The organism is Deltaproteobacteria bacterium (assembly GCA_019308925.1).
GTDB lineage: Bacteria > Desulfobacterota > B13-G15 > B13-G15 > RBG-16-54-18 > JAFDHG01.
Window position 1 is genome coordinate 1 of record JAFDHG010000024.1, and the last position, 12,648, is coordinate 12,648.

The following is a 12,648-nucleotide window of genomic DNA, read 5'->3' on the forward strand; positions in this document are numbered from 1 at the left end:
CAACCAGCAGGGATGGGGGCCTCCGGAGGATCGTCAGAGAGGATATGAGACAATGAAGACAGCCAGCAATCTGGAAAAGATCCTGGAGAAAGGCGCGTTTGCTGTCACCTCGGAATGTGGCCCCCCGCGAGGGGCAGATCCAGACCTAATCCGCAAGAAGGGTGAACTGCTAAAAGGGGTGGTGGATGCAGTGAACGTGACGGACTGTCAGACCTCTGTGGTCAGGATGTCGAGCCTCTCCTCTTGCCTGATCCTCAAAGAGATGGGTTTTGACCCCACCCTCCAGATGGTCACCAGACCCTGGGAATAAACAACATCCTCTGTCTCTCCGGAGACCACCAGCGCTTTGGCGATCACCCCCAGTCCAAGAACGTCTATGACATAGATTCCATACAGCTCATTATGACGGTAAAGCGGATGAGGGATGAGGAACGGTTTCTCAGCGGCGAAGAATTGACCAAGGCCCCCCAGCTCTTTATTGGGGCGGCGGCCAACCCCTTCGCCGACCCATTTGAGATCAGGGCCCTCAGGCTGGCCAAAAAGGTTGCGGCAGGGGCTGAGTTCATCCAGACCCAGTGCATCTATAACCTGAGTCGCTTCGAAGAGTGGATGCGTCAGGTGGTCGATATGGGGCTCCACGAGAAGGTCGCTATTTTGGCCGGCGTTACCCCCCTCAAGTCCGTTGGTATGGGAAAGTATATGAAGAATATGGTTCCGGGGATGGATGTACCTGATGAGATTATTGAAAGGCTCAAGGGGGTCCCTAAGGAGAAGCGAGGCGATGAAGGTATAGAAATCTGTATCGAGACCATTCAAAGATTAAAGGAGATGGAAGGGGTGCGAGGTGTCCATATAATGGCCATTGAGTGGGAGGAGAAGGTCAAGGAGATAGCGGAGGGAGCTGGCCTGCTTCCAAGGCCGAAGGTATAAAAAAAAAGCGAAGGAGGAGAAGCAATGGCGAAAAAGATCTTGATAGTTGATGATGATCCCGATCTGGTGGAGGCCGTTTCCACTATCCTGGAGAGCAAGGGCTATGAGGCAGTTGCAGCCTACGGAGGGGTGGAAGGACTAGAGAAGACCAAGACCGAGAACCCCGATCTCATCGTCTTGGATGTGATGATGCCGGACAAAGATGGATATGAGGTCTGCAAGGAACTGAAAGGCGATCCTAAGTATAGTTCCATCCCCATCCTGTTGCTCACCGCCGTGGTCTCCAAGATATCCACTACCAGGTATACGCAACAAATGGGGATGGAGACGGAGGCGGATGACTATGTTGACAAACCGGTGGAGCCCGAAGAGCTGGTCAGGAGGATTGAGGTCCTTATCTCCAAATAATGTGTGTGCAGGAGACAATGCCTACCGGAGGGCGGAGGGCGTGCTGTGAATGAAGAGGTCAAGATCCTGGTGATCGACGACGAGTCCGTCATGCGCGATGGTTGTCAGCGCATCCTCACCAAAGAGGGGTGCGAAGTTCTCACAGCGGCCGATGGGGAGGAGGGGCTTGCAGCCATCGAGGAGGATCCCCAGAGGTTTGCATTGATCCTCTTAGACCTGAAGATGCCGGGGATGGGCGGGATGGAGGTACTGGAGGCGGCCAGAGAGATCAACCCTACCCTCCTCATTGTGGTCATCACCGGCTACGCCACGGTGGATTCCGCCGTGGAGGCCATGAAGAAGGGGGCCTACGACTTTGTTCCTAAACCCTTCACCCCGGATCAACTCCGTTTGGTGGTCAATAGGGCCTTGGAGAAGAGGAGGCTGGAGCTGGAGGCCGAGAGACTGAAGGCAGAGGCAGCCCGCAGCCTCAGGGATGTGGTCACAGAGAAAGGCAAGGTAAGGACCATCATCAACTGCATGGCGGATGGGGTCCTGGTGACCGATAGAGAGGGGAGGGTCGTGCTCTCTAACCCGGCAGCAAGCAGGATGCTGGGGATCGAGACCAATGCATGCCTTGAGAGACCCCTGCGCGAGGAAGTTGGCAATGAAAAGCTCATTGAGGCCGTGCAGGGGGTCCTGGAACCAAAGAACCCGGAGGTGACCACCATTTCCCAGGAACTCCAGATTAGAGATTCCCTCATCAGGGCACACACAGCGGCGGTCAAGAGTGAAGAGGGAGAGGTGTTGGGGACGGTCACGGTCTTGGAAGATATGACCTATGTGTTGGAACTCGACCGCATGAAGGGGGATTTCATCGCCATGGTCTCCCATGAACTCCGCTCTCCCGTCTCGGCTATTGGACAGAATATAAACCTGATCTTGAATGGCCTGGCCGGAGAGGTGACCGAGAAACAGCAACACCTGCTGTCGAGGGCCAAAGAACGCTCCAGGGGCCTCCTTGACCTCATCGGCGACCTCTTGGAGATATCCAAGATAGACGCCGGTATGGCCCTCCAGCAGAAGGGACCGCTGCAGGTAGAAGAGGTGGTGAGCAAGGTCGTGGAGCTGATGGAGGCAGAGGCCCAGACCAAGGGGGTCGCCCTCCATCAAAAGGTTCATCCCTCCCTCCCTCCCGTCTTAGGGGATCGGGATAACTTGGAGGGGGTGTTCACCAACTTGGTGAGCAATGCCATAAAGTATACACCTGATGGTGGTGAAGTGAGGGTAGAGGTGGCCCCCGAAGGGGACTATATCAAGACAGTGGTGGCTGATACCGGCATTGGTATTCCCAAAGAGGACCTGCCCAGGATATTCGACAAGTTCTACCGGGTCAAATCTGAGGAGACTAGGGGGATTGTGGGGACAGGGTTAGGTCTGTCTATCGTCAAGAGCATTGTCGAGGCCCATCTTGGTTCCATCTCGGTGGAGAGCGAGGAGGGCAAAGGGACTGTCTTCACAGTCCTTTTGCCCAGGCAGACGGGATAACAGCCAGGAGGAGAGAAGGTGAATGAGAGGACCCTTTCCATCATAAAACCCGATGGAGTGCGCAAGGGGCTCATCGGCGAGGTGATCCGGAGGTTTGAACAAGAGGGACTCACGATCAGGGCCATGAAGATGGTCAGCTTGGACAAAGAGGAGGCAAAGGGTTTCTATGCGGTCCACCGGGGCAAGCCCTTCTTCGAGAGCCTCACGGCATTCATGTCCTCCGGCCCCATCGTTGTGCTGGTCCTGGAGGGAGAGGGGGCCATCGAGCGGAACCGACAGATCATGGGGGCCACCGATCCCCAGCAGGCCGATGAAGGGACCATTCGTCGGATGTATGCTGATAACATCGAGCAGAACATCGTCCATGGCTCCGATGCAACGAAAACGGCGGCCTTCGAGATCTCCTACTTTTTCAGCTCCTTGGAGATCGTCGGATGAGGAGTTAGTGCCTTAATTTCATAAACTCTTCTTTAATTTGTTCCAATTTCGCTATCAATTGATCCGTCAGACCGATCAATGTCGATTTGGGAAGGAGATCTCCTGCTATGCAGTAGGCCTGCATAAGACGTATGACCTTGTTAAAGAGGCCTTCCTTTTCACGGCTGCAGATCTTTTCCAGGGGGCATAGGTGGCAGTTGTCGTTAAACTCAACGCAGAGGGCGATCTTTACCGATGCCCCTCGCACTATCAGGACGAAGTGTTGCAAGCTGTATGCAGACTTGATCGCTTCTCTTATCCGCACCCACTTTTCTATGGCGAGGTCGAAGGCATTCTCCCCTGCCTCGTACCTCTTCATCGTCTCCTCAAAGCCCATGAGATTAAACATAGATGATCCCCTTAAGATGCGATCGTCTTTTTCCCCACTACTGCCGCCAGTCTCCTACAATAGCATTCCATCCCTGTTAGGTCAATGTCACTTGCTTGGGCCGCACGGGGCGATTAAACGACAAGAATCTAAAGGTATTTGATATTTGAGATATCCTCGCCATGGTAGAAAACATCGAGGGATCTTCTTCTAGGAGGAAAGGGTGGGTTTTGTCTATCTCTTTGAGGAGCTGTCTTAGTCTTCGACTTTGACGGTCTCGACAAGAACTCGCGCCGTTCCTTTCTTGTAGAAGCCGAGCTTTCGGGCTGCACCGGCACTCAGGTCGATGATGCGCTCACTCACAAAAGGCCCGCGGTTATTGACTCGAACGATAATGGATCTGTGGTTTTCTAGGTTTATTACTCGCACGTAGGTTGGCAAAGGTAAATATTTGTGAGCAGCGCTGAGCCCGTTGGGATCAAAAACTTCGCCGTTTGCTGTCATGTAACCGTCTTCTTCCCCCAGGGTTTTATCTCCATACCAAGAGGCTATGCCTTTTTCCCGGTATTTCATTGCCTCCTTCACAGACATGGGGACATAATGCTTGCCATTGGCCACATAAGGGGAGTTATTGACCCGAGCTTGGCGGATGGCTTCTTTGGGGGTCAGGCCGTCGATTGATTCGATTTCCTCATGGGTAAGGGGCCAGCTAAGAGGCGCCATGGCGACTTTAAAGGTGTATTTACCCACTTTATAAGTCAATCTCTTGGCTGCTTCCTCAATTTGACAGATAATCTCAAGGGCGGTGGCCTTGTCCATTATTATGCCCTCTCTGACCTTCACCTTCATCTTGGTGCACTTATGAGTTATCTTCTTCAGCTTGATGATGATATCCAGATCTTCTGCTTCCGCTTTTATTTTTATCGTCCTCTCCCCTTCGGCCCTGGATTGGTCACAAATCGAAAATCCCATCTTCCTCAGAGCCAGCAAGGCGGCCCTGCTCATCCTATCCAGATCGAAACAGGACGTCTTTTCAGCAACATTAATATAATAATAGGCGACCCCCATTGAACCGCCTGTCAAAGCGAGGGGAGCGGCAAACTGACATCCGGTGTGAAAAACGCAAAACAATACCAGGAGTGCTGCTAAGGCAACGATGGACTTTTTCATGGGTCTCATCTGAAATCCTGCCTTCTCTATAAACCACTTTTTTCTTTATAAATCAACCGAAAATATTTGAGCAAAAATTATACCAATATTTAGCGGCCAGTAGGCAAGTTACAATTTAGATGAGGAGAAGTCCGCAAAGAACAGTACAGGGACAGGGATGCTTGAGATTCTTGGGGAGTTAAGCAAAGGTGTCAAAAAAGGCCTAAGTAACTGACAAAAATTGCCAAATAGAGCAAGGGGAAAATCCTTTTCCTGCTCCTGGCAAGAAATTTCAGGGGGTTCCAGCAACCCTACTCTGGCATAAATTTTGCTCTAAGTTAAGCAGATTTCAGTTTATTATTAAATTTATGGGACCCCAGCGGAGTAAGCGAAAACCCGGTAAGAGCTTAAAACAGCTCTGCTGTCCTATGCTGCTCCACAAGGGGAGGAGGCCGTGCAGGGCAATTCTGAAGAAGACAGAAACGTCAAAGTTTTGCTGATTGAGGACAACCCCGGATATGCTGAGCTGATGGGGGTAGTGCTGACCAAGGTAAGGGGTGATCAGTTCGATCTGGAATGTGTCAGTCGGCTCTCGGGGGGACTGGAGCTTCTTGGCAAGGGGGGCGTTGATGTGGTCCTTTTGGATCTTTCACTACCGGACAGCAAGGGCCTTGACACCTTCTTCACGGTGTTTGATAAAGCACCAGAGGTGCCCGTCATAGTGCTGACTGCAACCGATGATGAAGCGCTTGCAGTAAAGGCGGTTCAGGCTGGTGCTCAGGACTATCTGGTCAAGGGGCAGGTGGATCGCAACTTGTTAGTGCGTTCCATACATTATGCCATTGAGCGGCACCGGATTCAGGAGGAATTGAGGCGGCAGACAGCCATTAAGTTGCAGTCCAGCGAGGCCCGCTTCCTCAATATCTTGGAGAGTAATGCCGATGGTATCGTCATAGTGGACAAAAAGGAGATTGTGCTTTATGTAAATCCGGCTGCAGAGGCCATGTTTGGTCGCAAGGCGGAGGAGCTACTGGGTGAGTCGTTTGGTTATCCTGTGGTGGCAGGTGAGACGACGGAGTTAGAGATTGTTCGCGGGGGTGGAGGAGCAGTTGCGGCGGAGATGCGTGTGGTGGAAACAGAATGGGAGGGTGAGGTTGTCTATCTCGCATCGCTTCGAGATATTACCGAGCGCAAACGGATGGAGGGGGCGGTGAGGGAGGCAAACATATTTTTAAGGAGCATATTGGATAGTTCTTCTTTTATTTCCATCATCTCCACCGATTTGGAGCACAATATCCTCTACTGGAATAAGGGGGCTGAGAACATTTTTGGGTACAAGGCCGAAGAGGTAGTTGGCCGTCATAAGATAGATATATTATATCCTGATGATGAAGAGGACACGAAAGAGAAAATAGAGGGTGTCAGGTCCTTCATATTGAACAATAAAGAGGGGATTAGTTGTGAGATTAGAGAGATGACAAAAGATGGGCGCAAGTTGTGGATCAATTTGACTTCTTCTCCCAGGTTCGATGAGAATGGTCAGTTGAGGGGGATCTTGGGCATCGGGGAAGATATCTCTGAGCGCAAGCGGGCTGAGGGAGAGCTTAGGCAAAGTTCGGAGAAGTTGCAAAGGGCCTTGGACGGAATCGTTCGGGCTATTGCGTTGACAACCGAGATTAGAGATCCTTATACTGCTGGTCATCAACAGCGGGTCGCCAATCTGGCCCGCGCCATAGCCGAAGAAATGGGTCTTTCAAAAGAGCAGATCAGAGGAATCCACACGGCAGCAGTTATTCATGATATCGGCAAGATATATATACCTGCTGAGATCCTCAGCAAACCCGGCCAGTTAACCGAAATAGAAGTAAGTCTGTTTAGGGCTCACCCCCAGATCGGTTATGATATATTGAAGACGATAGAATTTCCATGGCCGGTTGCCCAAATTGTTCTTCAACACCACGAGAGGATGGATGGTTCTGGATATCCCAAGGGGCTTTCGGGTGAAGACATCCTCCTGGAAGCGAGAATATTAGGTGTAGCCGATATTATAGAGGCTATGGCCTCTCACCGACCTTACCGGCCGGCTTTCGGTATAGATAAGGCGTTAGAGGAGATCTCACAGAACAGAGGTACCCCCTATGATCCTGAGGTGGTAAGTGCCTGCTTGAGGCTTTTTAAGGAGAAAGGGTTTACCTTCGAGTAAGTGGGGAAAAGGGTTCACCTCGTTCATCAAAACAGACATATAAGGCACCTTTTATCGTAATGATGCATGGAGATAGGCAGGTGTCAACCAAGGCCCTAGCAAGGGCTATGAAGGTCAAGTCGGTCAACCCTTGCGACCCAAAAGTAGCGCAGAGGCACACGGGCTATATGGTTGGTGGTATCTCTCCCTTCGGGATAAGGAAGCGCCTCCCGATTTATATTGAGGAGTCCATTTTAAGTCTCCCCAGAATATTCGTAAATGCGGGGAAAAGGGGTTTCTTGATCGAAATGTCTTCGGTAGACCTGGTAAGGGTTTTAAAACCCATAGCTGTCAAAGTGGCAAGGTGAAGATCACAGGATCTTGATCTCCCCCTCTTGCACTTCAGCAAGGGCCTGGTGTATATCTCTGAAGGCCTCTTCTGTCCCATCCTCCCCCTTTGTTATTTTAAAGGCCACCCCCTTAATCCCTCCATTCAGGCCCTCAAAGAGGGTCTCGAAGAGCTTGCGCCGGAGGATGGAGTCTTCCAGGGCCCTTATCCCCGCCATAAAGAACCAGATCTCCCCCTCCCTCTCCTCACAGATATCCCTTTTGCCCAGTTTGATCCTTTTCTTTATCGTCTCCAAGAGGGAGGGGCCACCTTGAAAGCAGAGGATTAAAGAAGGAAGGGAGAGGGTTTCCCGGTAGATGTCTTGGAGGTGAGATAAGATGCGGCGGGGCAACTCTTTTTTCCCCAATACCATTTGTTCCCACTCGGTCTGATTCTGCTCAAAGTAGCGGTACTCCCTCTTGTACATAAAGTAGAGTTCCTCCAATTCCCTATGTTTTTGCGGGTCCAGTTGTACAGTTCCCTTGTATTTGCTTCGTAACAACTGCTCTAGGGATCTGGCCTCGGCAAATTTAGCGTTGATCTCCTTAAACCTTTCTCTGATCCCCCTGATAGTCGTGGAGGAGTAGCCCCGCTCCGGGTTAAAGACCCTACAGAGCTCCCTAAACTCTTCATACCTATCCTTGATGAAGTGATAGACCCCCCTCAGGTTTCGCTCTAGATCCTGAGCATGCCTCTTGATGTTTATCTCGTTAAGAGACATAGTGCTATTGCAACGTCTTATCTTGTCTTTGGGAGGCCCCAACTGAGTCGGTCAAGGCCACCTTGAATACCTCGTCGGCGGATTCCAAAAAGATGAACTCCAATCCTTGCCCCAGTTCCTCACTGATCTCCTCTACATCGCCGCGGTTTCGGGCCGGGAGGATTACTTTCTTAATCCCCGCTGCCTTGGCCGCCAATACCTTTTCTTTAATCCCCCCCACCGGGAGGACCAGACCGCTGAGGGTGATCTCCCCTGTCATGGCCACGTCGTTTCTCACTGGCCGACCTGAGAGTACAGAGGCAAGGGCGCAGGCGACGGTGATCCCTGCAGAGGGTCCATCTTTGGGAATGGCGCCCGCGGGCACATGTACGTGCAGGTCAAATTTTTCAAAGAAGTCCTTTTCGATCCCTAGCTCCTTGGCCTTGGTGCGCACATAGCTCAGGGCCGCCTTGGCCGATTCCTGCATCACCTCCCCCAATTGCCCAGTGAGGGAAAACCCCTTCTTGCCGGGCATCTTAGTGGCCTCGACGAAGAGGATGTCGCCCCCTGCCTCGGTCCAGGCCAAACCTGTAGCCACTCCAGGGCGGGAGGTGCGCATGGCCACTTCGGGGAAATAACGCTCTGGCCCCAGGTACTCACGAAGGTTTTTAGGGGTGATGGTGTCCCCTATCTCCTCCCCCTGGCCTTTTTTGAAGGCCACCTTGCGACAGACCCTAGCTACCTCTCTCTCAAGGTTTCTAACCCCGGCCTCTTTGGTATAAGAGGAGATGATCTTTTTTATCCCCTCGTCTGTGAAGATCACATCTGTCGCCTCCAAGCCATGTTCCCCCATCTGTTTGGGGATCAGATATTTTTTAGCGATGCCGAGTTTTTCATGTTCAGTGTAACCGGGCAATACCAGGGTCTCCATCCTGTCCCTTAAGGCGGGGTGGATTGTCTCCAGGATATTGGCGGTGGTGATGAAGAAGACCTTGGAGAGGTCAAAGGGGAGGTCTATATAGTGATCTCTGAAAGCGACGTTTTGTTCTGGGTCGAGGACCTCCAAGAGGGCAGAGGATGGATCGCCGCGAAAATCGGCCCCCACCTTGTCGATCTCATCGAGCATGAAGACTGGATTTTTCGAGTCAGCCCTCCTGATGCTCTGGATGATACTCCCTGGTAGGGCCCCGATATAGGTTCGACGATGTCCCCGGATCTCCGCCTCATCCCTCATCCCTCCGAGGGAGAGCCTCACGAACGTTCTCTCTAATGCCCTGGCAATGGACTGACCTAAGGAGGTTTTGCCCACCCCAGGAGGACCGACAAAGCAGAGGATGGGGCCCTTCATCTCTTCTCTTAGCTTCCTCACCGCCAAGTACTCGAGGATCCTCTCCTTCACCTCTTTCAGGTCGTAGTGGTCTTCGTCCAAGATCCTCTTGGCCCTGTCCAGGTCCATATTGTCCTTTGTTTCCCGATTCCACGGGAGTTCGATCAACCACCCTAGATAGGTTCTAATAACCCCATATTCGGGAGAGGCTGTGGGGACCTTTTCAAGGCGGCTTAATTCCCTCTCGGCCTCCTTCATTACGTAGTCGGGGAGGTCCGCTACCTCCATCTTTTCGCGTAACTCCTTGACCTCTATCTGAACTTCATCCTCTTCCCCCAGCTCCTTCTTGATGGCCTTGAGCTGCTCTCGGAGGAAATACTCCCTTTGGGTCTGGGTCATCTTGTCCTGGACCTCATCCTGGATCTTAGTCCCTAGCTCCAGTAGCTCCACCTCCCTCTGAAGGATGGAGGATACCCTCTTCAGCTTGGCCTCAGCAGAATTCAGATCAAGGATCTCCTGCTTATCCTCGGGATTCATCTTTATCAAAGTGGCGATGAAGTAGACCAGGCGCAAGGGATCTTCTATGTTCATGGCCACCGCCTGGAGCTCATCGGGGATGTAAGGGACGAGGTTGATCATCTTCTGGTACTGGCCCAGGACAGTCCGCATGAGGGCCTCCACCCTTTCGTCCTTCTCCCCCCGCTCCTCCAGTACCCGGATCTGGGCCTTGTGAAAAGGGTCATCCTGAGTCATCTTCTCGATGGCGATTTTGGCCAACCCCTGGACCAACATGCGCATGCTCCCATCGGGGAATTTCAGCATCCGGTGGATGAGCATGGCCGAACCTGACTGGTAAAATCCCCCTTTTTCCTTGTCCTTAAGCATAAAGGCCCCGACGATCCGTTCGTGGGAGAGGGCGTCGTCGACAGCGGCAATGAGACTGGGGTCTTTAATGATCAAGGGGACCAAGGTGTAAGGATATATGACCATATCCTCCATGAGCAAAAGAGGTAGCTCAGGAGGGATCTTAGGGGCCTCTCCTTCGTCGCTTACCCCTAAGACTTTCTCTTTTTCTTCTTCCATTTTTTCATCCTTACCTTATGTTGATCGTTACCTTCTTTTCCTCCAGGGCAGGGGAGGAGAGCTTCTTGATGGTGATGGTCAGAAGCCCATCCTTGTAAATGGCCCTAATATTCTCCCCATCGACCCCTTCCGGGAGGAGGAAGCTGCGCTCAAATTCATTATAGTTTATCTCTGCCTGATGATAGGTGCGCCATCTTCCCTTGAACTTGTCTCTCCTTACCCCTCTTATTGTCAAGACCCCCTCGTTTGTGGTGACGGAGAAGTCCTCTTTTTGCACGTCTGCGAGTTCCACCTTGATCACCCAGGCCTCATCTGTCTCATACACATCGGCCAGGGGTTGCCACTTCCCCTCAGACGAGGAATGGACCCTACTGGGGGCGAAGAGGTGGGAAAAATGCCGCTCGGCCTGGAGGTGTAGTTTTCTCATCTCCTCAAAAAGGTCTTCTGCCTCTTTGAACATCTTCAATGTATCCTCCTAAAGGTTTCTTTATCCCTTTCCCTGCCAGAGAAATAGGCCGGTCACCTCATCGTACTCCCTCTCTAGGGGTTCCCCTTCCAGTTCTTGGATGAGGGCCTCTCCGGCGAAGAGGGTGGTGGGAGACATGAGATGACCCCCATAGGTCTTTCCTTCATCATCAGAGAGGAGGATGTGGGCATGGACCATGACGGCACCATCCTTCAGAGAGATGTTCCCGTTGCAGGAGGTGATCTCCAATCCCCCGGCGATTTGACTGCTTCGATAGACCCTCTCTTTTTGGTCGTAGTATCCGATGGTCGCCCCTTCCACTGCCCCGATCACCGACACAAATCCCATCGTTATTCCCCTCTGTCGGCATTGCTCGGTGAGTGCCTCCAGGAGGTCCGCACCATGAGGTAGTCTAATCAGATGGGTATCTCTTATCTTCACCCTTACTTGCTCCAGGATACAAGGATTTATCTCATCGGGTTCTAGGAGTCTAGAGGCCTAGGATTCTAGTGAAAGGCAAACCCCTTGAACCCTCTCAATTCTACCAACTAAATGGGAGAAATGCTACTTTAATTTAATATAGTCGATTTAATAAAGGATGGCAAGCAGGATGGGGAAGGAAGTTAAAAAGAAGTCATATAGATCCAATTGGTTACAAGCACTGGTGAATGCCAAGAAACTTTTGTGATTGCTCTCCTCTTATCCATTACTCAACTTCTTGTATTGTTCACTTTGTTCTTGCAAGAAGAAGCTTGACTGGCCACTCCGTTCAATCCATTCGCCCATGCAGAATTTATCGAAACGAAACTTTGATCCCTCTAAGTACTCTTCAACGATATCGACTGCTATCCAACGGCGTTTAAGACGTTCACAAACTTCTCCCGTCACGTTCGATCCGGCGAACGGGTCCACTATAAGATCACCTTCATCGGTTAGCATTTTGATGAAGAATTCTGGGAGGCCAGCTGGGTACCGTGCAGGATGTGGCTTTAAGCCAGTTTGCCGACATGCACGTAAGTACCGGCTATTACTCTCTGTGTTTGCAATTTGAAGCAAATTAGGAGGAATTGCACCATTGTGCCTTTTATTAAATTTAGCGGATATCTGATGCCCACTAGGACGAAGTTTGGCTTTATATCCATTTTTTAGTAATTGCTCCATACTTTCACTGTACGGTTGTAACACATTCAAATTGCTTGCTTTTGGATGAGGGTCTTTAGAAAGCCACCATACACAATCCACGGCGTCCTTTACTCGCTCCCGGCGGACTGTAACCCATTCTGCCGGCGTGGGAAGCTTTGCTGGATTATACCAAAAGAACTCCTGTGCAAGGGAAAACTCATAACCAGGAATTCTAGATAGTTCTATCAATAATTCGTAGTGATAAAGACTCCTTGTTGGATGTCCACGATTCCAACTACCTCCTATATGGATTACGAAGCTGCCTTTTTGTTTAAGAATCCTATGAAAAACGCGAGCAAATTCCAGAAACCAAGAAACGTATTTCGCTGCTTCGACATTACCGTATTCTTTTTTACGGCGTAATGCAAAAGGGGGCGATGTCACTATAAGATCAATTGTGCCCTCAAGGGATTTATCTGCAAGAATTTCTTTTGCATCCCCCAAATATGCTGCTCCATATTCGGTCTCATAAAATGGTTTGATATTAGAAAACATAATTCT

Annotated in this window: 12 protein-coding genes and 1 pseudogene; 6 read left to right on the plus strand and 7 right to left on the minus strand. The window is 51.1% G+C overall.

Annotated elements, in window-relative coordinates:
- The first annotated feature begins 52 nt into the window (after positions 1–52).
- The 4 genes and pseudogenes from JRI46_05300 to ndk all read left to right on the plus strand — a co-directional run bounded on the left by JRI46_05300 (position 53) and on the right by ndk (position 3,303).
- Positions 53–930, plus strand: a pseudogene (locus tag JRI46_05300) (methylenetetrahydrofolate reductase).
- 24 nt (positions 931–954) lie between these two features.
- Positions 955–1,338 (plus strand): response regulator, encoded by a 384-nt coding sequence (locus tag JRI46_05305; GenBank protein MBW2039002.1) that lies wholly within the window; start codon positions 955–957, stop codon positions 1,336–1,338.
- Positions 1,339–1,383: 45 nt separating this feature from the next.
- A complete protein-coding gene (locus JRI46_05310; GenBank protein MBW2039003.1) occupies positions 1,384–2,865 on the plus strand; it encodes a response regulator in 1,482 nt (493 codons plus the stop codon).
- Positions 2,866–2,883: 18 nt separating this feature from the next.
- A complete protein-coding gene (gene ndk, locus JRI46_05315) occupies positions 2,884–3,303 on the plus strand; it encodes a nucleoside-diphosphate kinase (protein ID MBW2039004.1) in 420 nt (139 codons plus the stop codon).
- Positions 3,304–3,307: 4 nt separating this feature from the next.
- Here ndk and JRI46_05320 read toward each other — a convergent pair whose 3' ends face one another.
- On the minus strand, positions 3,308–3,691 hold the full coding sequence (locus tag JRI46_05320) for a hypothetical protein (protein ID MBW2039005.1): 384 nt from the start codon (positions 3,689–3,691) through the stop codon (positions 3,308–3,310).
- 234 nt (positions 3,692–3,925) lie between these two features.
- Positions 3,926–4,489 (minus strand): septal ring lytic transglycosylase RlpA family protein, encoded by a 564-nt coding sequence (locus JRI46_05325; GenBank protein ID MBW2039006.1) that lies wholly within the window; start codon positions 4,487–4,489, stop codon positions 3,926–3,928.
- Positions 4,490–5,273: 784 nt separating this feature from the next.
- Here JRI46_05325 and JRI46_05330 point away from each other — a divergent pair.
- Positions 5,274–7,022 (plus strand): PAS domain S-box protein, encoded by a 1,749-nt coding sequence (locus JRI46_05330; GenBank protein MBW2039007.1) that lies wholly within the window; start codon positions 5,274–5,276, stop codon positions 7,020–7,022.
- A gap of 59 nt (positions 7,023–7,081) precedes the next feature.
- Entirely contained in the window at positions 7,082–7,369 is a 288-nt protein-coding gene (locus JRI46_05335) for a hypothetical protein (GenBank protein MBW2039008.1), read from the plus strand.
- A gap of 3 nt (positions 7,370–7,372) precedes the next feature.
- Here the strand turns inward: JRI46_05335 and JRI46_05340 are convergent, their stop codons facing one another.
- The 5 genes from JRI46_05340 to JRI46_05360 form a co-directional block, all read right to left on the minus strand.
- The gene (locus JRI46_05340; protein MBW2039009.1) at positions 7,373–8,110 is read right to left on the minus strand and encodes a hypothetical protein; all 738 of its coding nucleotides are present in this window, start codon (positions 8,108–8,110) and stop codon (positions 7,373–7,375) included.
- A 4-nt stretch (positions 8,111–8,114) separates the two neighbouring features.
- Positions 8,115–10,499 (minus strand): endopeptidase La, encoded by a 2,385-nt coding sequence (lon, locus tag JRI46_05345; protein MBW2039010.1) that lies wholly within the window; start codon positions 10,497–10,499, stop codon positions 8,115–8,117.
- 10 nt (positions 10,500–10,509) lie between these two features.
- Positions 10,510–10,965, minus strand: a complete 456-nt coding sequence (locus JRI46_05350; protein ID MBW2039011.1) for an Hsp20/alpha crystallin family protein — start codon at positions 10,963–10,965, stop codon at positions 10,510–10,512.
- Positions 10,966–10,986: 21 nt separating this feature from the next.
- The gene (locus tag JRI46_05355) at positions 10,987–11,421 is read right to left on the minus strand and encodes a DNA-binding protein (protein ID MBW2039012.1); all 435 of its coding nucleotides are present in this window, start codon (positions 11,419–11,421) and stop codon (positions 10,987–10,989) included.
- Between the two features lie 243 nt (positions 11,422–11,664).
- On the minus strand, positions 11,665–12,642 hold the full coding sequence (locus tag JRI46_05360) for a site-specific DNA-methyltransferase (GenBank protein MBW2039013.1): 978 nt from the start codon (positions 12,640–12,642) through the stop codon (positions 11,665–11,667).
- Positions 12,643–12,648 lie beyond the last annotated feature (6 nt).

Bases quoted from the DNA above. Each gene is read 5' to 3' on its own strand.
- JRI46_05335 (MBW2039008.1), top strand. From the start codon at position 7,082: ATGATGCATGGAGATAGGCAGGTGTCAACCAAGGCCCTAGCAAGGGCT.
- JRI46_05320 (MBW2039005.1), bottom strand. From the start codon at position 3,691: ATGTTTAATCTCATGGGCTTTGAGGAGACGATGAAGAGGTACGAGGCA.
- JRI46_05360 (MBW2039013.1), bottom strand. From the start codon at position 12,642: ATGTTTTCTAATATCAAACCATTTTATGAGACCGAATATGGAGCAGCA.
- JRI46_05305 (MBW2039002.1), top strand. From the start codon at position 955: ATGGCGAAAAAGATCTTGATAGTTGATGATGATCCCGATCTGGTGGAG.
- JRI46_05340 (MBW2039009.1), bottom strand. From the start codon at position 8,110: ATGTCTCTTAACGAGATAAACATCAAGAGGCATGCTCAGGATCTAGAG.
- JRI46_05325 (MBW2039006.1), bottom strand. From the start codon at position 4,489: ATGGACAAGGCCACCGCCCTTGAGATTATCTGTCAAATTGAGGAAGCA.
- lon (MBW2039010.1), bottom strand. From the start codon at position 10,499: ATGGAAGAAGAAAAAGAGAAAGTCTTAGGGGTAAGCGACGAAGGAGAG.